Origin of the sequence: Pseudoalteromonas distincta, from assembly GCF_005877035.1 — a bacterium.
GTDB lineage: Bacteria > Pseudomonadota > Gammaproteobacteria > Enterobacterales > Alteromonadaceae > Pseudoalteromonas > Pseudoalteromonas distincta.
In genome coordinates, this window is sequence record NZ_CP040558.1 from 2,030,634 (window position 1) to 2,053,751 (window position 23,118).

A 23,118-nucleotide genomic window follows, 5' to 3' on the forward strand; every position below is an offset into this window, starting at 1 on the left:
TTAGTCACTATCTTTTGAATGAAGCACTTTTAAAGCCAATACTTTTTCACGTAAATCATCTGCTACTACATTATCAGCAGCAATCGGGGCACCGACTGCAACCGACACCAAAGACCATTTAAATCGAGGCAATTGCCATTTAGCTTTACGACTAAACATGCTGCCCCATAACCCCCCTAAGTGCACAGGAATAACGGGCACAGGTGAGCGCTCAATAATACGCTCTATTCCACGGCGAAAAATATCCACTGAGCCGTCACTGGTTAGTTTTCCTTCAGGGAAAACACCAACAAGTTCGCCTTTATTAAGCGCAGCAGCCACTTCATCAAAGGCTTTTTTAAACGCTTCTGGATTGGTTTTTTCACTGTTAATGGGAATAGCCTTAGCCATTTTAAATAACCAATGTAGGGCCGGCGAATAATAAATAGGGGCAAATACCATAAACCGGATAGGCCTTGGTGATGCGGCTAGAATAAACATCCAATCAACAAAGCTGACATGATTACACACGACAACCGCAGCGCCTGCATCAGGTATATTACTTTCACCTTTTGTACGCACTCTGTACATACAAATACCTAAAATATATATAATAAATCGTAAAAAGAACTCTGGTACTTTGGTATAAATATAAACAGAGATAAGCAAGTTTAGCCCAGCAAGTAACAGTAGCAACTCTGAAATACTCCACTGAAAAACAGACAGCGTTACAATACTTAAAACAGCACTGCCCACCATAAACAGTGCATTTAATACATTGTTAGCCGCTATAACTCGTGAGCGACTCGACTCTTCAGTACGCTGTTGAATAAGCGCATACAGCGGTACAGTGTAAAAACCTGAGCCAATACCAATGCCTGCCATCCATACAAAGTGCCACACCATATCGCCTGTTTTTAATAGCTCCTGAAGCGTCATTAACTCAAGGTTTTGCGGTAAATAAGAGCTAATGGCTGGCTCTTGGCTCAGTAAGTATAAAAACAAGGTAATTAAAATAGCGCCAAAAGGCACAATTCCTAATTCTATTCGAGAGCGGGAAAGCTTTTCACACAGTAACGAACCAATCGCAATACTTAGTGAAAACACAACAAGCGCGCTAGTTACAACCAGTTCATCGCCGCCCATTGTGTGTTTTACATAATTTGGTAGGGACGTTAAAACGATGGCGCCAATTAACCAAAACCAACTGATCCCGAGGACTGATTTACCAACCGATTCTGTTTGCGAATTAAGTGCTGAAAATACGTTTTTTGTCGATGAAAATATATTATAGGTAAATTTTAAGTTAGGCTCGTTTGCTTCACTAGTGGGTATAAAGCGACTGCTCACATAACCCATCACGGCCAATACTAATACTGCAATACTTATAAGCGTAGGCCCTACTGATTGAGTAATATAATAAGTGCCAAAAATTGTACCCATTAGTATCGCCACAAACGTGCCTGATTCAACCAAACCATTCGCTTTTGTTAATTCATTCGGTGCTACGTGCTGCGGTAAAATAGAATATTTTAATGGACCAAAAAACGTACTTTGCACGCCCATTAAAAATACGGTGGCTAACATTAGCCACACATACTGCGTTAAAATAGAAACTGCCCCTACAACCATAATAGGGATTTCACATAGTTTTACGATTCTAATCAATTTTGATTTTTCTGTTTTTTCTGCAAGCTGCCCTGCCATCCCTGAAAATAAAAAGAACGGAAGAATAAATAACCCAGCAGCAATATTTGAATAAAGTGCGCCATCTGCAAGCGTTGCAGCCTGAAATATTAATAGAATAAGCACTGATTGCTTATACACGTTATCGTTTATCGCTGAGAAAAACTGCGTAATAAAAAGCGGTAAAAAACGCTTACTACCGAGTAATGCACCTTGATAGGGTTGGTTATCTTTCATTGTATTCCTTACTAATTAGAGACATAGCCCAAAAATAAATTAGATTGTTTTTAAGCTTACCTTAAAAACGAAAAAGCCTACATGATTTAATCATGTAGGCTTTAGTAATTTGTTTTCAAATAGTGACTTAGAGCTAGTCTTGAGTAACTAGGCGCCTGCCGCTAAAGGCATGCATAAGTGTTCTACCATCTACTAAATCAAGCTCACCTCCCACAGGAATACCATGGGCAATACGTGAAGCGCCTACTTTGTATTTATGACAAAGCTGAGCAATATAATGTGCGGTAGTATCGCCTTCAACGGTAGGGTTAGTCGCTAAAATAACCTCATTAATATCGCCTTGAGCAAGCTTTTGCTCTAAAACATCTAAGCCAATCTCTTTAGGACCAATACCGTCTATTGGCGATAAGTGACCCATTAATACAAAGTATAGGCCTAAATACTGACCTGTTTGCTCGATGGCAAGTACGTCAGTAGGCGATTCTACAACACATAATATACCGCTGTCTTGGCGTTTTGTACTTAAACAAATATCGCACTGAGCTTGTTCGCAAAAAGTACGACAAGACTGACAGTGCCCTATGGCGGTCATTGCTTTAGTGAGTGCATTGCCCAGCTGAGTGCCTCCCTTTCGGTCGCGCTCAAGCAGGTGAAAAGCAATACGTTGCGCTGACTTTGGACCAATGCCCGGTTGACAGCGCAGTGCTTCTATAAGCTGATTTAAACTATCTGAAAGTTGCATTATTTACTTAAAACGGCATTTTCATACCTGGTGGTAATTGCATACCGCCAGTTACTTTACCCATACGCTCTTGTGTTTCTTCTGCAACACGGCGAACAGCATCGTTACATGCTGCTGCAAGTAAGTCTTCAATCATGTCTTTGTCGTCTTCCATCAAGCTCTCATCAAGCTGAACACGACGTACATTGTGGTTACCAAGCATAGTTACTTTAACTAAACCTGCACCGGCTTCACCAACAACTTCAAGAGTTGCGATTTCGTCTTGGGCTTTTTGCATGCGATCTTGCATTTGCTGCGCTTGCTTCATCATGTTGCCCATTCCACCTTTAAACATAACTTTCTCTCTTTCTTTTAATACATTAATTAACATGAACATAAGGGCGATTGTAAGTAATTACAATGCCTGAATACTGTTTTCGTCAATTTCGGCGCTAAATACTTGCTGAAATTGTACTATGTTTTCATCCGATGTGATCACATCGATTGCTTGTTGATGACGTCCTGCATCTATTTTTTGCTGAATAAGATAAGGGGAATCAATAACTCCCTTAGCAAAATTAATACTTAACGACACGTTATGCTCATAAATACTCGACAATGCGGCATCTAATCTTTGGCGAAGCATCGGTGTATCTAGATGCTTTTGTGATTCATCAACGTCTATATGTAAGCTGTTGCCTTGCTTGGTAAATATTGAATGCAACGCAAATTGGCGCATACGACCACCCAGTCCCATACGTTTAATTAAATAAGCCCATTCATCTTGTTGATGTGCAAATCTAATTTCACTAATTGGACTTTGAAAATCATCAGGCACGGGAATGCTAATTTCCTCGGGCGCTGCTTCAGGTACTTTTTGAGGGTTTATTTGCTCAAGTAGCTCTGGCGCTAGATTTTCGGTAATTGTTTGATGTTTTTCTTTAAAATCAACTTTTCGTGCTGGTTTTGTATTAGCGTGACCATGTGCCTGGCTTTCGCTCCCTGTTGGTGGGAGCTCATGCTTTTTTTCACTTGCACCTGCACTATCAGTCACCCAAGGTGGGGGATCGCTAGGTGCTATGCTTGAAACGCTGTTGAGCTCGTTTGTATTTTCAGCGGTGCTACCTTGGTTAACACTTTGAGCTTTAGGCATTCTTGCGTGATGTTCTGGCTTTTTAGCGGGCGCTTGGTTTGGCTGCGCTGCTACATTATTTGCAGAGGTGCTTGTACTCTTGCTTGATAACCTACCCGCACCGGATATGTTTCTGTCACGTAAAATACGAGCAATGGCAGATTGCGCCTGCGCTTCTTGTTCAGCTATTGGCGTACTTGCATTGTGATTTGTTAAGGGCTCTGATTGAGGTTCTGAGTTTGTATTAGTTACAGGGTTAAAGCCCTGATCTACAGCGCTACTCATTATATCGTCAAATTGCGAGGCCAGCGTTTGTTCAGCATCACTATGGAGCATATAAGCTTCATCTTCGCTTTGTCGCTGGGCTTGAGCATCTGAAACAACATTAGTTTGTGGTTGCTCTTTAGCTAAAGCCTGTTGCTTTGAAGCGTTTTCACTTTGTTGAACCGGTTGCTCTACTGCAACTTGGGCAGGCTCATTATTACTTTGCACGACTTCATTATTTGATGACTGAGCGGCAGCGTTAGCTGAAGGCTCTATCTCAACGGCTTTAGGCTGCTCTGCATTGCTAACTGGCTTAGTATTATTTACAGGTACACTACTTTGGCCAGCTACGGTGTTTTGCGATGTTTTATTTTTATTTAATATATCTCGCAGTGCATTTGCACGGCCTTGTTTATTTGGGGCCGGCTCTTCGTTTGCTGTGTGTACAGTTTGTTGCACATCTGAAGGCTTAAATGCTAATAATCTTAGCATTATCATTTCAAAACCTAAGCGAGGCTCTGGTGCCCATTGTAAATCTTTTTTACCATTTAACAGTAACTGATAATAAATTTGAATTTGTTGTGGGCTCGTATGTTGTGCAACATGAGCAATATAATCTACATTTTTTTCATCTAGCCCTGCCGCTTCAGGCACTAACTGGGTTAGTTGAGTCAAATGCGTAAGTGCAATTAAATCATCAAGCAATGCCACATAATTAGGATTACGACTTGCTACCTGCGCAATCTCATCCATTAGCGCAGCGCCATCTTGTGCAAGTATTGCTGCAAGCAAGCTTTGGCTATAATGAGTATCCATTAAACCAAGCATTGTTTGTACTGCTTGATTATTAATATCACCATTTGTTTGCGCAATAGCTTGGTCGGTTAAGCTAAGTGCATCACGCATACTGCCATCAGCGGCTTTTGAAATAATGCTAAGTGCATCGGTATCAAAGCTAAGCTGCTCTTGAGTAAGTACGTGTTCAAGCTGTGTTTTAATTTCACTTTGCGACAAGGCATTTAAGTTAAATTGTAGACAGCGAGATAATATAGTAACTGGTAATTTTTGAGGATCGGTGGTCGCCAATAAAAATTTCACATGCTCTGGTGGCTCTTCAAGCGTTTTTAAAAGCGCATTAAAGCTGTGCTTAGAAAGCATGTGAACTTCATCGATTAGGTATACTTTATAACGTCCACGCGTTGGTGCATATTGAACATTATCAAGTATTTCGCGAGTGTCTTCTACTTTTGTACGAGAAGCCGCATCTATTTCGAGTAGGTCAATGTAGCGCCCTGCTTCTATATCCAAACAGCTGCTACATTGTCCACACGGATTTGCAGATATACCTTCATCGCAATTTAAGCTTTTAGCAAAAATACGTGCAATGGTGGTTTTACCTACACCGCGGGTTCCAGTGAATAAATAAGCGTGATGCAGTCTATTTTGCGTAAGCGCATTTACAAGCGCTTGCTTAACATGAGACTGCCCAACCAATTCATGAAAGGTTTGAGGACGCCATTTTCTCGCTAGAACCTGATAACTCATCGATTACTCGCCTTCGAATTCAACCAATTTTAGGATTTTAATACCCATTTTTTTGATGCGTTGCTCGCCACCAAGTTCTGGTAGTGATACAACAAATGCTGCATCTGTGGCTTCGCCACCTAGTTTATTAACTAACTTAGCAGTGGCTTCAATTGTGCCACCAGTTGCTAATAAGTCATCAACTAGTAATACTTTGTCGCCAGGTACAATTGCATCTACATGCAGTTCTAGCGTGTCTTCACCGTACTCAAGTAAGTAATCTTGGCGAATAACTTCGCGTGGTAACTTACCTGGTTTACGTACTGGAATAAACGGAATGCCTAACGCATAAGACAATGGCGCACCAAAAATAAAACCACGTGATTCTGTGCCTATGATTTTAGTAAAGCCCTGATCTTTATATTCTGCGATAAACGCGTCAATAGTTGCTTTAAAGGCTTCTGGATTTGCCATTAAAGTGGTTACATCGCGAAACATAATGCCCGCTTTTGGATAATCAGCAATTGTAGTTATGCTGTTTTTGATAATTGCTGGTGTTACTTGAGTCATAATTTTAACTGCTCAATTGTTTATATTACAAAGCAGGTGATTATAACCTTAACTAACCTTTAATTGCGAGTTTGGCGTTATTATAAAAGAAGTATTAAATATGGACGGGGTAATTAAAATAAAGTGGTTCAAGGCTGAAGTTAGCAACAGCCTTAATAAACGCTATACATTTTACGTTAAGCTAGTGATCCAGCCTAATATTGCATTTAAACAACCAATCCCTGCAAATACAGCTAAAAAAGCAAGAAAGTAAGTAGCGTTGAACGGATCTTTAAAGTCTTTATCATCTGACATTGGTACAACCTTTTATTAAGCACGGCAAATAAGGCTGCCATAATAGACGATGTAAAATCATCAATAAAGACCTTAGTCTTGATTTTTTGTCACAATTACTCCTCGTTCAACCATAGCATTAAGAGTAACCAGTGCACCTTGAGTAATTTGCTCTGCATTAAATTGTGGTGCATGAGCTAATACCTGTTGGCAGACGTTGTCAAATGTCGCGCCTTCGCTTGCCTCTATGATTGACAATAGCAAAGCTGTCATCGCATTCGTAGCCAGAAATTGAACGTCATCATCTTCATCTCTATATACAACAAAATAATTAGGCTGAGGTGATGGCTCTTTTGGTTTAAAGCGATTGCTAATATTTTGAACCGGAAATTGATAACTTAAATTTCTTGCCGTTTTCGATAAATATAAAGCTGAACTAGTAAGCGCTGTTGTTTGTAATTTTTTCTCTTGCTCATCTTCGTGTGCAATGGATACATCTAGCTCTACCCATTCATAATGGGCAAGCTCTAGCATAAACACGGGATCGTATTTTTTCATTTTATAATCACTTGATAAGTAATTAATAAACTCCCCTGCTATGTCTAAAAAGTACGGCGAATGACAATCATATTCGCTAAAAAACTGGCGTACGAGGGCTTGCCATTGCTTCTGGGTATATAACGTTTTTAATACCGGAAAACCTGATGATATAAAACCTTCAATGTTATTAAAAAATAGGTCGCGGTAAATAGCCATACGCCTGTCTTCGATACCGCTGGGCTTTTTATTTTTTTGAGGCTCGCGAATATGCGCCATAAATTCGTTTTGTATTTCAATAAAGCTCATAACTAGGCACTCTTTTAATGTTGATAAAGGCTTATATTAAGCTCGTTGTTTTGAAACAGTTGAATCAAAGTGTTTAGCTTGCAACCCATGAATTATATCTAACTCTTTGGTTAAAACATTCATGGTAGGAATATTAAAATCGCGCTCAAGCAAGGTTGGAAATACGCCATGCACTTCGTATGCTTTATCGAGTAGCTCCCAGACAGGATCAATCACATCAGCGCCATGTGTATCAACAATTAAGTCATCAGCCTCATTATAATGGCCAGCAACATGCCCATAGGCTATACGATTAGAGGGTAAACCAGTTAAAAATGCTTGCGCGTTGTAGCCATGATTTATCGAATTAACATAAATGTTATTCACATCAAGTAAAAGCTTGCAGTCAGCTTGCTCTAAAATAATATTCGTAAATTCAAGTTCTGATAATTGCTGTCCAGGAGCGCCATAATAGGAAACATTTTCTATCGCAATTTGCTGCTCTAGTATGTCTTGAACTTGTTTAATACGAGGTACAACATGTGCTATGGCATCTTGTGTAAACGGAATGGGCATTAAGTCATACATATGCCCTGTACCCGAGCAGTAACTTAAGTGCTCACTAAAAATTTTTATATTGTGCTCTTCAAAAAACACTTTTAAAGACTTAACAAATTCAACATCAAGAGGTTCTGGAGAACCGATAGACAGTGATAACCCATGACACACAAAATTATTAGCATCGGTTAATGTTTTAAATTGTTTTTTAAAGCGTCCACCTAGTTTTAACCAGTTCTCTGGCGCAACTTCTAAAAAGTCTACTTGATTAGGTACATGCTCAAGCAGCTCATCAAGCATTTCTCGTCGTAGGCCAAGGCCCACCATCCCAAAATCTTTACTTTGAGTTTGTATCATAACTACCTCTAACTTAACAAAAAAGGGCCTTAGGGCCCTTTTAGCATAACTTATTTAGAATAAGATATTAACGGCCACCACATTTACCTTCGCCGCACTTACCTTCTTTTTTAGTTTTTTTAGCGTCGCCGCCACATTTACCTTCACCACATTTGCCTTCTGTTTTAGCTTTTGCGTCTTTTGCATCGCCGCCACACTTACCTTCGCCGCATTTACCTTCTTTTTTATCTTTTGCGTCGCCACCACATTTGCCTTCGCCGCATTTACCTTCTTTTTTACCTTTTGCATCGCCGCCACATTTGCCTTCGCCGCATTTACCTTCTTTTTTATCTTTTGCGTCACCACCACATTTGCCTTCGCCGCATTTACCTTCTTTTTTATCTTTTGCGTCGCCGCCACATTTGCCTTCACCGCACTTACCTTCTGCAGCATCTAATTGGTAACCTGTTACTAGTTGTTGAAACTCAAATGGGTTAGCTTGTACATCTGCAGATACAAAACTTGCAGAGCCAACTACTACTGCACCTAAAGTTAACGCGATTGTATTTTTTTTAACTGTATTCATTTTATGACTCTCTTTAATCAAGGATTGTAAATCTCAGCAATAAAAATGTATTTTTAAATTGCTTGTATGCTTAAGTAGACCCGTACAAAAATAAAAACTTTCATTTATTTTCATAAAATTTACTTTTGCAATTTCTACATTAAATATGGTCGGTAATTACAGATTTATCAATGTGTGATTTACAGGTAAACTATGCCTCCAGTTTTTTATCAAAATTAATCTCTTTATGAAACTTGTTTTAGCACCTATGGAAGGTGTCGTTGATTTTAAAATGCGCCAATTACTCACAGACATTGGTGGGTTCGATTTGTGCGTTACAGAGTTTGTAAGAGTGGTTGAAACATGCTTACCTGACAAAGTTTTTCATCGATTTTGCCCTGAACTACATAATAATGGATTTACACGAGCAGGTACTCCTGTGCGTGTTCAATTACTCGGTCAAGAAGCAAATCCGTTAGCCGAAAATGCAATAAGAGCAATCGCATTAGGGTCCCATGGGGTCGACCTAAATTTTGGTTGCCCAGCAAAAACAGTTAATCGTAGCCGAGGAGGGGCTGTACTGCTTAAAGACCCTGACCATATGTATACGATTATTAAAGCAGTCCGAGATGCTGTAGATGATGAACATGAAGTAAGTGCAAAAATTCGCTTAGGCTTTGATGATGACAGTAACAGCCAAGAAATTGTTGATGCTGTGGTAAGCGCAGGTGCAAATAGTGTAGCTATTCACGCCAGAACCAAACGTGATGGTTATAACCCGCCAGCTTATTGGGAAAAAATTCCACCAATAATAAAAGGTAAGAATATTGCCGTTGTTGCCAATGGTGAAATTTGGCAAGTAGAGGACGCAATGCTTTGTCAAAAACGAAGTGGGTGCACTGATTTAATGCTTGGTCGTGGCGCCCTTTCGCACCCTGATTTAGCAAAAAAAATTAAAGCTCATGTAAATAATGAGCAATATGATGGCCTTGAGTGGGAGCATATTATTTATCACTTAATTCACTCAGCTATTCATCAAGACCCCGCGAAGGATGAAAAATACTTTGCTTCACGTACTAAGCAATGGCTTGGTTATCTAAAACGCCAGTACCCACAAGCTATCGATTTGTTTGACGAAATCAGACGTTTAAAAAGTAAAGAAGATGTGGCGAGCGTATTAAATAAATATGCCAAAGCACCGCAACTTGATTCAAATCATAACGACTAACTTAAAGACTCTAGATAATATCAGTATAACGTAAAGCCCATTTAATAAGGTTGTACTGATAATGCATCATCAAAAAAGACTTAACGATGAAATAGCACAAGTTAAATTAAATATATTAACCATGCTTTCTAAATCAGCTTACCCTGCACATCACCATTTAATACAAATTTTAGCTGATACAGCAAATAATGAATGGTTAGACTGCGCAGCAGAGAAGTTAGGCCCTGAGTATGCACTTTTAATCAGTCGCATGACCAAACTAGAAGCCGCACTAAGTCAAATAGAAATTGGCCAGTATGGCTACTGCTGTGATTGTGAAGAAAAAATATCAGCTGAGTCACTTGAACTAGACCCCGCAACTCAACGGTGTACAAAGTGCGCACAATAAGCGCACTTTCAAATCATTATATAATGTGTTGTATGAAGCTAAATGATTGCCCAGGGTAGAGAATTATATCTTCAACCAAGTACTGTGCTTCTTCTGGACTCATTTGTAGGCGCTTTATAAGGTTCACCTTTGCTTGAGGCAAAGTCCACGCATGGTAGTGAATACCTATATCTGATTCCATCATCGCAAGCATCAATGTTTTATCTTTATCAGACATATCCATAGCGCTCGCCATTGCAGGTAAGTCTTGATAGTTAGCTTGCCAATCTAAGCCTTCTATTAATTTTTCATCAGATAAATACTGAACTAAAAACGATTTTTGGTGAGAAGTTGGCAGCTTACTGTCGAATTCAACACGATCTAATACTTTTATTTTTTCGTTTAAAAGAGTAACCCATTCTAACGGTGAATGTACTTCGCCACTAAAGTAATTAAGTTTACTCTGATACCACTGAGTGCCATTTGGCAGACCTCTTAGACCCACACTTCCTCTTGGCTTATAACTAGCTAAATAATCGCTAAAAGCTCTTATATGGCTTTTAAGCGCTGGTTGAACATCGTTACTTGCTATCGCACTTAATAAATAGCTTTGTAACAATGTAAGTTCAACCTTGTTCAGCTTTAAATTGCTTTGTTGAGCACTGTCTAGGGTATCTTGGGTTAACTTGAGCCAAGTAATAACATTATCCGGTGTGTTTTTTGAGCCTTCAAAAGCAAGCATGTTTTTTAACACATTTACTTGGGCCGGCCAATTAAAGTAGCGTTCAGGGAAACGCTCTGCAATTACCAAATAGTTCACTTGCGCAATTTGATTTAGATTAAGCTCCATACCCATTAGGCTCTGATAAATAGTATGGCGTTTTGTTAAGTAAGCATCAGAGAAAACCAATTGATCTTTTTCAATGTTATTGCCTTTAGTCGCACCTGTTTGTACAAGCGCCATGTTTAAAGCTTTTAAAGCGACTTGTGCGTCCTCAAACGACTCATAAGGTTGAGGCTGCTTTGAACATGCAGCTAAAAATAGGCACAGTAATGATGATAAAAAGAGCTTCTTATACATAGTAGTTCCAATAAAAAAAGCCCCAGAGGGGCTTTTTATAAGTTGCTTAAGCTAATTAAAATTAAATTTTAACACCGTTGCGAGCGGCTTTATCTTTAATATATGTAGACCAACCTTTTGCAAACTTACGTGTGCGAGGGTCATCCATAGCTTTAGTAATTGCAGCATATGCTTGCTTATACTTACCTTGGTAGTAATACGCTTCAGCTAAATCTGAATAAATTGTGCCTTTTTTGTCAGAGCCAAGCTCTAATGCTTTGTTCAAGCGAACAATAGCAGCACTGAATTTTTCAGATTGTAAAAGTAATGAACCAGCTTTGCGGTAAAGCTCAGCGTCGTCATCAAATTTAGCAGCATCTTCGTAGTACTTAGCAGCTTTTTCTAAATCTTTAGAACGATGGTAATTACTCGCGATCGCGCTAACATTCTGCTTTGTACGTTCTACTTTTTCACTCTTAATAGCCTTTTCTAGCGTTACAGCTGCTTTATAAGGGATCTCATTTAGAGAGTAAAAGTTAGATAAGACTTTATACTCAACTTCATTTTCAAAGTAACCATTCTTGTATGCAACTTCCATAGTTGCTAAACCTTTAGAATAATCTTCAGTTTGTAGGTAATACTTACCTAAGCTAACCCAAGCTTTTTTATCATCAGGCCATACACGAACAATTTCTTCGCCAATTTTAACCATGTTTGCATAATCTTTAAGCTCAAAGTATGCGCCAAGTTTTAATTGGTAAGGGCCTTTGTTAGGCTCTTTTTGAAGTTTTATTGCCTTATCTGCTGGTTCAAAAACATCACGGTATTGCTCTAACTGATAGTTAGCTTGAGCAATACGTGTATAAACCGTAGGGTCCTCTTCACCGGTAAAGTCCATCCAAGCTACATATGCTTTTTTAGCTTCTTGGAACTTTTCTGTACCAGCGTATAAGTCACCTAACAACTTAAGAGTTTGTTCTTGATCAGCAAAGTTTAAAACATCAGGTGCAACGGCTTGCTTAGAGTACTTGATCGCTTCGTCATACTTTTCTTTTTGAGCGTACATGCTACCTAAGTAACGATTTACGGTCGCTTTATCAAAGTCATTCGAAGGCTCGATTTCTCTAAGCAAAACAATTGCTTCATCAACTTTTTCTTCGTTGTACAAATCAAATGCTTTAATTACTTTTTTACCAGTACGCTCGCCCATGATTTTAGTTTTTGCTTTTTTACGCTCTTCAATCTTTGCGTAATCCGGCGCTGCTAAAACAGATGCACTTAAAGTAGCACCCGACACAGACATAAGAATTGCAAGAGCAGTTACTTTAGAAAAATTTCTCATTACTCGCCTCCTTAGTTGCCTTGGTTAAGTTTAAAGTCTAATTGAACTTGTAAACCTGGTTGTTTCTGTGGTTTTCCGTCAATGATCTTAGGACGGTACTTCCACTTACGCAGTGCACGTTTAGCTTCACGGTCAAAGATACGTTTCGGATCTGCGTCAATTACTTCAACGTCAGTTACTCCACCTAGCTCATCAATTGTGAATGAAAGTTGAACCCAACCTTCTTTACCATCACGTGCTGCTTGCGTTGGATATTTTGGTTCTATACGAACGATAGGTGTCGCATCACCATCTCGTCCAAATGCACCAGGACCACTTAGTCCACCTGCCGAACTACCAACATCAATGCTTCCCATATTAAATGACATAGCACCAGGATTTGGATTATTATTTTCCGGCTGTGGCGGCTGCGGTTTAGGCGGCTGCTTTGGCGGTGGCGGAGGAGGAGGCGGTACACGCTTCCTCTCCTGCACCTTAGATTCAGGCGGATTCGTCATTATTTCGACTATGATCTGCTCTTTTTGTTCCGTATTACGGTCAGCCCCACCAGAGATGAGGAATGCCATGAAGTAGAACAAGCCGAAAGTAACTGCCCCACCTGCAATCAGTGAAAACAGAAAACGAATCATTACTGATCTCCAGCTATTGAAATTCTCAGGTTATCACCCGTCGCTTTAATCTGGTCCATAACTTTAACCACTACGCCGTGTTTTGCTTCTTTATCAGCTTGCAAAATTACAACTTCAGTAGGTTGTTCTGCTAATAAACTTTCGATTTTTGCTGAAATACGTTCAACATCAACCTGCTGTTTATCAATCCAGATCTCGCCGTTACTACGAATAGCAATAAAAATGTTAGCATTTTTTTGCTTAGTAGCTTGAGCCGCTTTAGGTTTATTGACCTCGATACCAGCCTCTTTAACGAACGATGTAGTTACGATAAAGAAAATAAGCATGATAAATACGATGTCAAGCATTGGCGTCATATCAACCGCTGCTTCTTCTTCTTCACGAAAACGTTGTTTACGTGCCATATTTAATTCTCTCTCTAGTGATGAGGCATACTATCAATAAGTTTGGCTTTCACCATTTTAGCTTTTGTCTCAAGACGTGAGCTAAAAAATACTCCAGATAATGCCGCAACCATTCCAGCCATTGTTGGGATTGTTGCCATTGAAATACCTGATGCCATTAAACGTGCGTTACCCGTACCCTGGTTGGCCATGGTTTCAAAAACCGAGATCATACCAGTAACAGTACCAAGTAAGCCTATTAAAGGACAAACAGCTACTAATGTCTTAATCAACAACATACGCTGATCTAATTTTTCAGACGCTTCAGAAATCCATGCTTCACGGATTCTGTGTGCGTACCAAGACGTAGTGTCTTGGCGGGCATCCCACTTTGCTACAATTTCTTTCGCTGTGCGAGGAAATTCTGCAAGTAGGAACCAATAGCGCTCAATCATTAAAACCCACATAAGAAAGAGTGCTATCGCGACCACGTATAAAACCTGGCCGCCTGTGCCAACAAAATCCCTGATAGATTCCCATATCTCCATCAGGACTAGCATTAGGCTTTCTCCTTCTCCGCGTGAGTAGCAACGATACCCGCGCTTTGCTCATCAAGGATGTGTAATACCGACTTACTACGACCAGCTACAAGAGCATGAAGTAGAATTAGTGGTAATGCAGCAATTAGACCTAGCGCTGTAGTTACAAGTGCTAGAGAGATGTTACCTGCCATGATCTTCGGATCACCCGTACCGAACAATGTGATTGTTTGGAACGTTAAGATCATACCGATTACTGTACCTAGTAGACCTAGTAACGGTGCGATTGCAGCAAGAATCTTAATTATATTGATACCAGCTTCAATGCGTGGCGTTTCACGTAGAATCGCTTCATCAAGTTTAAGCTCAAGGTTTTCAACATCTTGGTTCTTGTTGTCATGGTACACTTTAAGAATACGACCCAGTGGGTTATTTGTATTCGGTGTAGCAACATTTTTAAGCTGGCTCTTAATCTTACTAGTAGTAAGTGTAAGGTCAACAAAGCGGATTAGAGTAATTAGCATACCTAGGCCAAGTAAAGCCGTGATGATATAACCAACTACGCCACCTTGATGGAAGTATTCCATAAGGGTCGCTTTTTGAGTGTTGATACGTAAGATAGCACCACGAGTCGGATCTATGTAAACACCAGCGTAGTTATCTGGTGATGTATTTTCTAGAGCCGTGATACCGTCTAAGATATAACCGTCTGGTTGCTTACCTAGAGGCTGGATAGACTTAGTCTCTGGTGAATAAATTAAGTAACCATCGTCTGTAACTAAGTTAAAGTTACCGATACGTGTTACTTTTTTCATTGACGGGTTACCGTCAAGACCAGCAACTTCAGTTTCAAAAGTTGAAACTTTAGCTGATTCTGTCATTTCAGTTTGAAGTGAAATCCAAAGTTCTTCAAGTTCGCGAACTGTAGGAAGTTCTTTAGCAGCTGCTAACGAACGTAAGATTTCAGCACGACCTGGTTTTTCAGCACTAACTAGTGACGCTTCGATAGAACCGATAGCATCTTGAGCTGCACGACGTACAACACCAAACATCTCACCTAAAGTACCTTGGGCACTTTGAAGAGCTGCTTCTTTTTCAGCTAGCGTATTTTCGTTTTGTGCATATTGCTTAGCTAAGCTTTCACCACGAGACTTCTCAGAAGCAAGTTGGCTTTTAGCTTTGTTAAGTAATGCTTGCTTGTCAGCACGTTCTGATAAGAACTCTTGCTCACGTTGCTTATTGATTTTACCTTCAGAGATACGCTCTTGCTTTACTTGCTCAAGAATTTTATCTAGAGCTCCAGTATTTGCATGTGCATTAAGCGCGGTACCTGCAGAAACAGTTAGTACTGCTGCAACAGCAAAACCTTTAAATAGTTTCTTCATTATTGATTACTCCGCGCCAAAGATAGGTAGTTTAACAAGTTCTAATGTCGCTTGCTTACGCGCCATACGAATAACTTCTTTAACAGGTTTTAGGTATTCTTCGCCTAATTCTTTCCACTGTTTAGTGTTGTTATCCCACACCCAAGCATGTTTCAAGTCAAAAGACTGAGCAACGTAAGTGATACGACCTAACTGACCGATATCAACGTTAATGCTTTTACCATCAACTTCTAGAGTACCTTGTGAAGCAGATACAAGAGAGCTGTATGCTGTTTCAATAGTGTAAGCTTCAAGTACTTGACGGAATTTTTCAGACGTCGTTACAGACGCAGAAACCATGATCTCACGTAGTCTTTCAACACGTCCTAAACGCGTTTCAAGATTAAATGGAACGTCCGCTTTGATGAATTGCTCAAGCGTATCGATCATGCGATACATCAAAGGCACAACGTTTTGTTTAGTGTTATCAATAGTCGCGATTTGACGATCAAACGATTCAATTGAAGCGTTTTGGCTATCAACCAAGCGCGACACGTGATCGTTATACACTTTCATAAGTTCAGTCTCATCAACAACGCTACGGTACTCAGCGATTAGCTCCTGAGTTTGACCATATACATTGTCAATTTTAGTTTGAGACTTAACCGCAGCCTTTTGAATTTGTTGACCTGCTTTTTGCACGTCATTCAAAGGATCTGCAATCACATTGCTGCTTGCAAATGCAAATGCGCCAACCAACGCAGTTGCTACAAGACTCTTTCTGATTTTAACAGACATAGTTCCCAACCAATTAAGTAATGTTACTTTTATAATTTAATTATCCTCCGAGGAGAACAACCCTGATATCTTTTAATAGATATCAACCTTCCAATAATGCTAAATGCAATTAGCGCTGTCAACTTGATGTTTACTAATCTCAGTAAATAAATAGCTAAGTTAATGCTTAAACGAAAGTACCAGCCCACAACAGTTAACATTATTGCAACGAAGCTTTTTCTTAATATTTCTATTAAAGCCTTTTAAGGGGTGTATTTATTCGCACTGCACTGACATAAAACAACATTATTGCAACATTTAGCTAAAGCTGAATTCGCACTGAAAAAAAACTAAAAAAAATATAAATTGATATAACAAAAGTTATTTTTTACACGATTTTATCGTGTTTTATCACCTCAGTTACACTTCATCTGAAAAAACAAACCATTTGTCGCACAAAAAAACAACACTGGATAATATTTAATATCGGATACTCAAGCTTTATATACATAACTTTTAAAGCTATTTTAAAACGTGTTTTTCCATAAATAGTAATAATAAACTCAACAGTGCATTTCTCTTTTAGCAGCACAAAAGCTTTTAATAATTAAACAGGTCGTATTTACAGCTTTAAAGTATTCTTTAATACTATTTTAACGTTAAGGTTAATTCAGTAATTAAGTTAATCATGAAGAGTTACCCTACTTTATTAGTAATACACTATAAATGAAGCTTTACATTCACATAATAAAGTAATAGAAGCACCTAGAAGCCCTTCTCAATGAGTAGCCTTCGTCACACAGAGTAAGCTTGAAACAGAATTTGCATGGATTGATATTGAGCATCGATTTTATTTAAGCTGGTATCGGGCCCATTGAATAAATTCTTATGAATGGTTTTTAAAAGTATTAGAAGATTGTTTTGTTCGTTAGATTATTAGTTGTTTAGCTTTGCAAAGATAGAATGTTTGAGTAGTTTTTTAGATTTAAAAAAAGGAGAATTTGAGGTATTAAAATAAATAGATTTAAGGAAGGGGAATTATGGTGAAACAGAAACCTGCTTCACCAAGATGAACTAGAGTTCACATAATAAATTATGCTGCTTCTACGTTCTCAGCTTCAGGGCCTTTTTGACCTTGTTTGATGCTGAATGTCACTGCTTGACCTTCGCTAAGAGTGCGAAAACCAGAACCAGTGATTGCGCTGAAATGTACAAACACGTCAGGACCATTTTCTTGTTCAATGAAACCAAAGCCTTTAGCTTCGTTGAAAAACTTTACTTTACCAGTAACCGACATACTAAATTTTCCTGTAAGTCAATAATTAAAATTCAGCCATATTATTATGGCAATATCCTCCCTGAGTCAATGCTCAAAAATATGGAGGTACAGTACAGGAACAAGTAATAACCTAACCGGTAACCTTAAACGCAGCACAATATCCGTAAATTCAATACATAAAAACTCAAAGCAAGGTAAGATTAACACATTATATTTTTTTTCGCTCTATTAATTAGGAATTATTTCTTAAAAATATAAATTTGTTTTAAATCGCCTTTAACTGACTAATTTACAAGCAAAAAACTATAAGTATTATTGTAATATTTATTGCTGTAAGCGAGTTCAAAAGCCACCTACAACCACCCTGTCGTCGATTTACGCTTCAATAATATCAAAAGCACAAACAAAAAAGCCGCATTAAAAATTAAGCGGCTTTAGATTTAAATATATTATTGGTTATTCGACAGACCAATCCATTGTATTTTCAGCCTTTATAGGCACAACTTCAGAGTCGCCCAATGTATAACTTGCAGGTACTTTCCACGGCTTTCTTTGTAATGTAATTGTATCTGTATTACGCGGCAATTCGTAAAAATCAGGGCCAAAGTGGCTTGCAAACCCTTCAAGCATGTCCAAAGCTCCTGCATCCTCAAATGCTTCAGCATATAATTCAATAGCAGCATGAGCCGTGTATGCACCAGCACACCCACAAGCAGCTTCTTTTTTATCTTTATAATGTGGTGCAGAGTCAGTTCCTAAGAAGAATTTTTTATTTCCACTTATTGCTGCAGCCATTAATGCTTGCTGGTGAATGTTACGCTTGAGAATTGGCAAACAGTAATAATGTGGGCGAATTCCACCCGCTAACATATGATTGCGGTTATAAAGCAAGTGATGCGCTGTAATTGTTGCCGCTACATTGCTAGGTGCATTAACTACAAACTCTACTGCATCTTTAGTCGTAATATGCTCGAGTACAATTTTAAGCTCAGGAAAGTCATTTACTACATCTCCTAAAATCGTATCCAGAAATACTTTTTCACGGTCAAAAATATCAATCGACGAATCTGTCACTTCCCCATGCACTAACAGCAACATGCCTACATCTTGCATTGCCTTTAAAGCTGGATAAATATTTTTTACTGATGTAACACCCGAGTCAGAATTAGTGGTAGCGCCAGCAGGGTAAAGCTTAGCTGCTACTATTTTACCTGTCGCTTTAGCTTTTATTATTTCATCTGGTGTCGTTTTATCCGTGAGATACAAAACCATTAATGGCTCAAAGTTGCCTTGAGGATTTGCAGACATAATGCGTTCTCTGTACGACAATGCCGTATCTGTGCACGTTGCTGGCGGAACAAGGTTTGGCATAACAATAGCGCGGCCCATGTATCTGCTAATATCGCGTACAGTGTCTTTTAACTGGTCACCATCACGTAAATGTACATGCCAGTCATCAGGGCGAGTGATAGTAAGGGTTGTTACAGAGTTTGTATTATTGCTTGTCATTACTTTGTTCCACGGCTGAATTTATCCGATCATAGGCATATGATGTTTTCGAGTAAAGATTTTATTAAAAATAAAGTTTTTATATGGATAAAATTACTGAGGTACTATTTAAAAGCATCAATGAACAAATTCAATGTTATTAGCTTATTGTAATGATTTATGATTAATTAAAACTCGCTATCTTAAAACTTTACAGTGTATTGAAACCACTCATCGCTTTAATTTGTACAAAAACCCAAGATTAGGTTAACTTAACTGCGAATTTAAAAATAACAAGAATAATATAAATTGCCTATGTCTTATAAAACTGATGCTACTAGAGCACTTGAGATAAAAACTGATCAACTAAGTATCATTAATCAATTTTCATCGAGCCTATTGCAACTCGATACATTAGAAGAATTATTTAAGTATGTTACAACACATGTTGTAAATCGCTTAGGGTTTGTTGATTGTGTCATATATCTAGCTGACAATAATGCAAATACATTAAACCAAGTTGCATCAATGGGTATTGCACACGCGCGGGACAAATATCAAGCGGAACGTAAAATAATACGTTTTAGTGAAGGTATAACGGGCGCTGTTGCAACGACCGGAAAAGCGGTAATTATTAACGATGTAACGAAAGACAGCCGTTATATCGCTGATGAACGCCCTGCTCAATCAGAACTATGTGTCCCCCTCATATATAAAGAACAAGTTTTAGGTGTTATTGATTGTGAGCACCCTATCAAGGGTTATTTTACCAATGCACACCTTGAAATTCTTACAACCGTTGCTCACTTACTCAGTGCCAAAATTAACCAGGTTAATACAGTAAACAACTTACAAAAAACAGTTGAGCAACTCAACAATGCACAAAAATTAGAAAACAGCTTATTACAAATCGCTAACCTAACTTACAAAGCGAATGACCTAGATACATTTTTTAAAGCCTTGCATTCAATCATAAATAACTTACTTCGAGCCGATAACTTTTTTATCGCTCTATACGACAAAAAAGTAGATATACTTGACCTCGTTTACATAGTCGAAGAAGGCATAAACACTAAAACTCATCAAAAAATATCTAAAGAACAACTTAAAGATACCGCTTCATATTACCTTCTAAAAACAGAGCAAACCCTATTACTTAACAAAGATGCCTTTCAAAGTCACATTAATAACGGTGATTTTAAAATGGTAGGTCGGCAATCTGAGTCTTGGTTAGGTGTTCCATTTCAAACAAGTGATCGTATAAGCGGGGTTATCGTTGTACAAAGCTACGATAAAACACTGCATTACAACGAACACGATAGTGCTCTTCTAACGTATGTAAGTCGCCAAATAAGTATGGCAATTGATAGGCAATTAGCCCGCCAAGAACTTGAGCACAAAGCATTACATGACGAGCTTACAGGCCTTGCTAACCGCTCACTACTCATTGAACGTATAAAACATGCTATTTTACGTTTAACGCGTGCTAAAAAGAGTACTAGTCATGCCCTGTTGTATCTAGACTTTGACCGTTTTAAAAGTATTAATGATTCGCTCGGGCATGAAGTTGGGGACCACTTCCTTATAAAAATATGCGACTTGATTAAAGGTACAGTACGAAGCACGGATACATTTGCACGTTTAGGCGGCGATGAATTTGCAATTTTTATGGAAAACATCACGCATAAAAACCAAGTTAATGAAGCTTTAAACCGCATTAAAAACGCATTATCAAAACCTTTAAATATAGATAACCACTTACTCCAAGCATCAACGAGTATTGGGATTGCCTATACAGATAACGTAAACGACAAAGCTTATATATTACTGCAACAAGCCGATGCCGCTATGTATGAAGCTAAGTCAACCGGACGTGGTCAGGTAAAGTTTTTTAATAACACGATGCGTAAAAAACTTAAAACCCATGCCGATATAGAAAACGACTTACAACACGGTATTGAACACAACGAGTTTGAACTCTATTTTCAGCCAATTTTCACAATTAATACCAGTGAAGTTATCGGCTTTGAAGCACTTGTTCGTTGGCACCACCCTACAAAAGGGTTTGTACCCCCTAATGACTTTATACCGATAGCTGAAACTACAGGGCAAATTATAAATCTTGATTTACATTTACTTGATTTGGCGGCCCAGCATATTTCAAATTGGCACCAACAAGGCCATCGCTTTTTAAAAGTCACCGTTAATGTATCGTCACGACACTTTGCAAGCCTCGATTTTGTAGCGCAAATACATTCCATTTATAATAAGTACCAATTACCTCTAGGTTCTTTATGCTTAGAAATTACCGAATCTGGCTTAATAGAAAATCTAGAACTCGCCACTCAAATAATTGAAGGTCTTTCACCTTTAAAAGTAAAATTATGCCTTGATGATTTTGGAACAGGTTATTCAGCACTAGGCTACTTGCACCAACTGCCTATTCATATTTTAAAAATAGATAAAAGCTTTATTGACCATCTACAGGATTCTACTAACCCACTTGTTGAAGCCATTTTATCACTTGCGCAATCATTAAAACTTGAAGTTGTAGCTGAAGGAATAGAAACAGTTGAGCAATTAACTATTTTGCAATCCACCGCGTGCGACTATGGCCAAGGCTTTTTAAAATCGAAACCTGTTACTGCCAAAGAAGCCATATTACTAATTAATAAACCCTTATAAAAAGAGCCAGCGAGTAGGTCGCTGGCTTTGGTACTACGCATATACTCACCCATTGAGCTAAACTTAAGCTATAAGGCAAAACGACTCTAGCTTTTAAACCACAATCTAAATTATGCATTCAACAAATCTCACCTCATACCGTTATCAACATGGTTAAAACTCACGCTGAGCTAAAACACACAGCAATCGTTATATTTAAAATACAACATGAAGCAAACTCATCTAAAACTCATCAAACCAGTTTTCAAATGACTTTTATCATTACTAACCCTAATATTTTCACGATTCATAGCGATAAACTGCAATAAAATGCATTACTTTAGCCATCTAGACGTTGAAACGTTTTTTATATAGGCGTAGTATGTAATTAATCTGAGCTGAACTCACTTTTTCCATGAGAATTTTTAAAGATGATTGGTATTAAACATTTAAAAACCATAGCAACCCTAAAAGAAACAGGATCTTTGGTTAATACAGCACGAGAGTTATTTTTGACACAGTCTGCTTTATCTCATCAAATCAAAGATTTAGAGAATAAATTGGATTGCCAATTATTTGAGCGTAAAACTCAACCAGTCCGCTTTACCCCTCAGGGAATGCTATTACTTGAATTAGCTCACGAAATATTGCCAAAAATGGAAGCGACTAAATGTCGTTTAAAAGAAAGCTTAAACCAGCCTATTTCTCAACTGCGTTTGAGCGTGGAATGCCATGCATGTTTTCATTGGTTATTACCTACTATTAAAGAATTTAATAACTTTTGGCCTGATATAAAAATTGATTATGAACGTGGCTTTAGTTACGACGCTATTCCTGACTTACTAAGCGATGAGCTCGATTTAGTTTTAACGTCTGACATACGCGAACCCGACACATTAGAATACGCGCACTTATTTGATTTTAAATTGAAGCTTATTGTGGCGCCGGATCATGAACTTGCTAAAAAAGCGTATGTAACAGCGCTTGATTTAAAAAACGAAACTATTATTTCATACCCTATTCCGCGTGAACGCCAAGATATATTTAAGCATTTCATTCAAAATGCTCGTTTTGACGGTACATTAAAAACGGTTGATCAAGGACTCCTTATTTTTCAATTAGTGAGTGCTGGAATGGGCGTTGCCGCTTTACCTGATTGGCTAGTTACACCTTATGAAAGCCAAGGCTTAATTAAATCAATTCCTTTGGGCGCTCTTGGTCTTACTCGCCCTATGTATTTAGCGATGAAAAAAGACATGAAAGATAACCCTGTTTATCGTCACTTTTTAAATACCTGTAAGCTAAATAACGGTCGATAATCATCAATA

Annotated in this window: 22 protein-coding genes; 4 read left to right on the forward strand and 18 right to left on the reverse strand. The window is 38.5% G+C overall.

Going from position 1 to position 23,118, the window contains the following annotated elements:
* From FFU37_RS08945 to FFU37_RS08980, 9 genes are all read right to left on the reverse strand, one after another.
* Complete coding sequence (locus tag FFU37_RS08945; protein ID WP_138489322.1) at positions 1-1,902, reverse strand: MFS transporter; 1,902 nt, start codon at positions 1,900-1,902, stop codon at positions 1-3.
* Positions 1,903-2,035: 133 nt separating this feature from the next.
* The gene (gene recR, locus FFU37_RS08950; RefSeq protein ID WP_002962308.1) at positions 2,036-2,644 is read right to left on the reverse strand and encodes a recombination mediator RecR; all 609 of its coding nucleotides are present in this window, start codon (positions 2,642-2,644) and stop codon (positions 2,036-2,038) included.
* A gap of 7 nt (positions 2,645-2,651) precedes the next feature.
* Positions 2,652-2,978, reverse strand: coding sequence for a YbaB/EbfC family nucleoid-associated protein (locus FFU37_RS08955; protein ID WP_002962306.1), 327 nt, complete (start codon positions 2,976-2,978; stop codon positions 2,652-2,654).
* A 60-nt stretch (positions 2,979-3,038) separates the two neighbouring features.
* Complete coding sequence (gene dnaX / locus FFU37_RS08960) at positions 3,039-5,564, reverse strand: DNA polymerase III subunit gamma/tau (protein WP_138489323.1); 2,526 nt, start codon at positions 5,562-5,564, stop codon at positions 3,039-3,041.
* Positions 5,565-5,567: 3 nt separating this feature from the next.
* On the reverse strand, positions 5,568-6,113 hold the full coding sequence (apt, locus tag FFU37_RS08965) for an adenine phosphoribosyltransferase (protein WP_002962303.1): 546 nt from the start codon (positions 6,111-6,113) through the stop codon (positions 5,568-5,570).
* Positions 6,114-6,284: 171 nt separating this feature from the next.
* Positions 6,285-6,407, reverse strand: coding sequence for a hypothetical protein (locus FFU37_RS20480; protein ID WP_002962301.1), 123 nt, complete (start codon positions 6,405-6,407; stop codon positions 6,285-6,287).
* 72 nt (positions 6,408-6,479) lie between these two features.
* Positions 6,480-7,232, reverse strand: a complete 753-nt coding sequence (locus tag FFU37_RS08970; protein WP_002962300.1) for an HvfC family RiPP maturation protein — start codon at positions 7,230-7,232, stop codon at positions 6,480-6,482.
* 36 nt (positions 7,233-7,268) lie between these two features.
* Complete coding sequence (locus tag FFU37_RS08975) at positions 7,269-8,126, reverse strand: HvfB family MNIO-type RiPP peptide maturase (RefSeq protein WP_138489324.1); 858 nt, start codon at positions 8,124-8,126, stop codon at positions 7,269-7,271.
* 67 nt (positions 8,127-8,193) lie between these two features.
* Complete coding sequence (locus tag FFU37_RS08980) at positions 8,194-8,691, reverse strand: HvfA family oxazolone/thioamide-modified RiPP metallophore (RefSeq protein ID WP_024596351.1); 498 nt, start codon at positions 8,689-8,691, stop codon at positions 8,194-8,196.
* A 226-nt stretch (positions 8,692-8,917) separates the two neighbouring features.
* Between FFU37_RS08980 and FFU37_RS08985 the strand changes: the two genes are divergently transcribed.
* Positions 8,918-9,898 carry a tRNA-dihydrouridine synthase gene (locus tag FFU37_RS08985; RefSeq protein WP_002961717.1) on the forward strand — a complete coding sequence of 327 codons (981 nt, stop codon included), beginning with the start codon at positions 8,918-8,920 and terminating at the stop codon, positions 9,896-9,898.
* Positions 9,899-9,959: 61 nt separating this feature from the next.
* The gene (locus tag FFU37_RS08990) at positions 9,960-10,286 is read left to right on the forward strand and encodes a TraR/DksA family transcriptional regulator (protein ID WP_002961716.1); all 327 of its coding nucleotides are present in this window, start codon (positions 9,960-9,962) and stop codon (positions 10,284-10,286) included.
* 16 nt (positions 10,287-10,302) lie between these two features.
* Here the strand turns inward: FFU37_RS08990 and FFU37_RS08995 are convergent, their stop codons facing one another.
* The 9 genes from FFU37_RS08995 to pyrC form a co-directional block, all read right to left on the reverse strand.
* Positions 10,303-11,346, reverse strand: a complete 1,044-nt coding sequence (locus tag FFU37_RS08995; protein ID WP_138489325.1) for a DUF885 domain-containing protein — start codon at positions 11,344-11,346, stop codon at positions 10,303-10,305.
* 61 nt (positions 11,347-11,407) lie between these two features.
* The gene (locus FFU37_RS09000; protein WP_002961712.1) at positions 11,408-12,667 is read right to left on the reverse strand and encodes a tetratricopeptide repeat protein; all 1,260 of its coding nucleotides are present in this window, start codon (positions 12,665-12,667) and stop codon (positions 11,408-11,410) included.
* Positions 12,668-12,678: 11 nt separating this feature from the next.
* A complete protein-coding gene (locus FFU37_RS09005) occupies positions 12,679-13,296 on the reverse strand; it encodes an energy transducer TonB (protein ID WP_007583869.1) in 618 nt (205 codons plus the stop codon).
* On the reverse strand, positions 13,296-13,700 hold the full coding sequence (locus FFU37_RS09010) for an ExbD/TolR family protein (protein WP_002961710.1): 405 nt from the start codon (positions 13,698-13,700) through the stop codon (positions 13,296-13,298). Before FFU37_RS09010 ends, FFU37_RS09005 begins: the two co-directional genes overlap by 1 nt.
* A 14-nt stretch (positions 13,701-13,714) precedes the next feature.
* Complete coding sequence (locus FFU37_RS09015; RefSeq protein WP_002961709.1) at positions 13,715-14,239, reverse strand: MotA/TolQ/ExbB proton channel family protein; 525 nt, start codon at positions 14,237-14,239, stop codon at positions 13,715-13,717.
* Positions 14,239-15,603 carry a MotA/TolQ/ExbB proton channel family protein gene (locus FFU37_RS09020; RefSeq protein WP_002961707.1) on the reverse strand — a complete coding sequence of 455 codons (1,365 nt, stop codon included), beginning with the start codon at positions 15,601-15,603 and terminating at the stop codon, positions 14,239-14,241. The genes FFU37_RS09015 and FFU37_RS09020 overlap by 1 nt, the downstream gene beginning before the upstream one ends.
* Before the next feature lie 6 nt (positions 15,604-15,609).
* A complete protein-coding gene (locus FFU37_RS09025) occupies positions 15,610-16,380 on the reverse strand; it encodes a DUF3450 domain-containing protein (protein WP_024590812.1) in 771 nt (256 codons plus the stop codon).
* Positions 16,381-17,452: 1,072 nt separating this feature from the next.
* The gene (locus FFU37_RS09030) at positions 17,453-17,656 is read right to left on the reverse strand and encodes a cold-shock protein (RefSeq protein ID WP_002961702.1); all 204 of its coding nucleotides are present in this window, start codon (positions 17,654-17,656) and stop codon (positions 17,453-17,455) included.
* Between the two features lie 438 nt (positions 17,657-18,094).
* Positions 18,095-19,147, reverse strand: a complete 1,053-nt coding sequence (gene pyrC, locus FFU37_RS09035) for a dihydroorotase (RefSeq protein WP_138489326.1) — start codon at positions 19,145-19,147, stop codon at positions 18,095-18,097.
* Positions 19,148-19,441: 294 nt separating this feature from the next.
* Here pyrC and FFU37_RS09040 point away from each other — a divergent pair, with 294 nt between their 5' ends.
* A complete protein-coding gene (locus FFU37_RS09040) occupies positions 19,442-21,811 on the forward strand; it encodes a bifunctional diguanylate cyclase/phosphodiesterase (protein WP_138489327.1) in 2,370 nt (789 codons plus the stop codon).
* A gap of 410 nt (positions 21,812-22,221) precedes the next feature.
* On the forward strand, positions 22,222-23,109 hold the full coding sequence (locus FFU37_RS09045; RefSeq protein ID WP_002961689.1) for a LysR family transcriptional regulator: 888 nt from the start codon (positions 22,222-22,224) through the stop codon (positions 23,107-23,109).
* Positions 23,110-23,118: the final 9 nt, after the last annotated feature.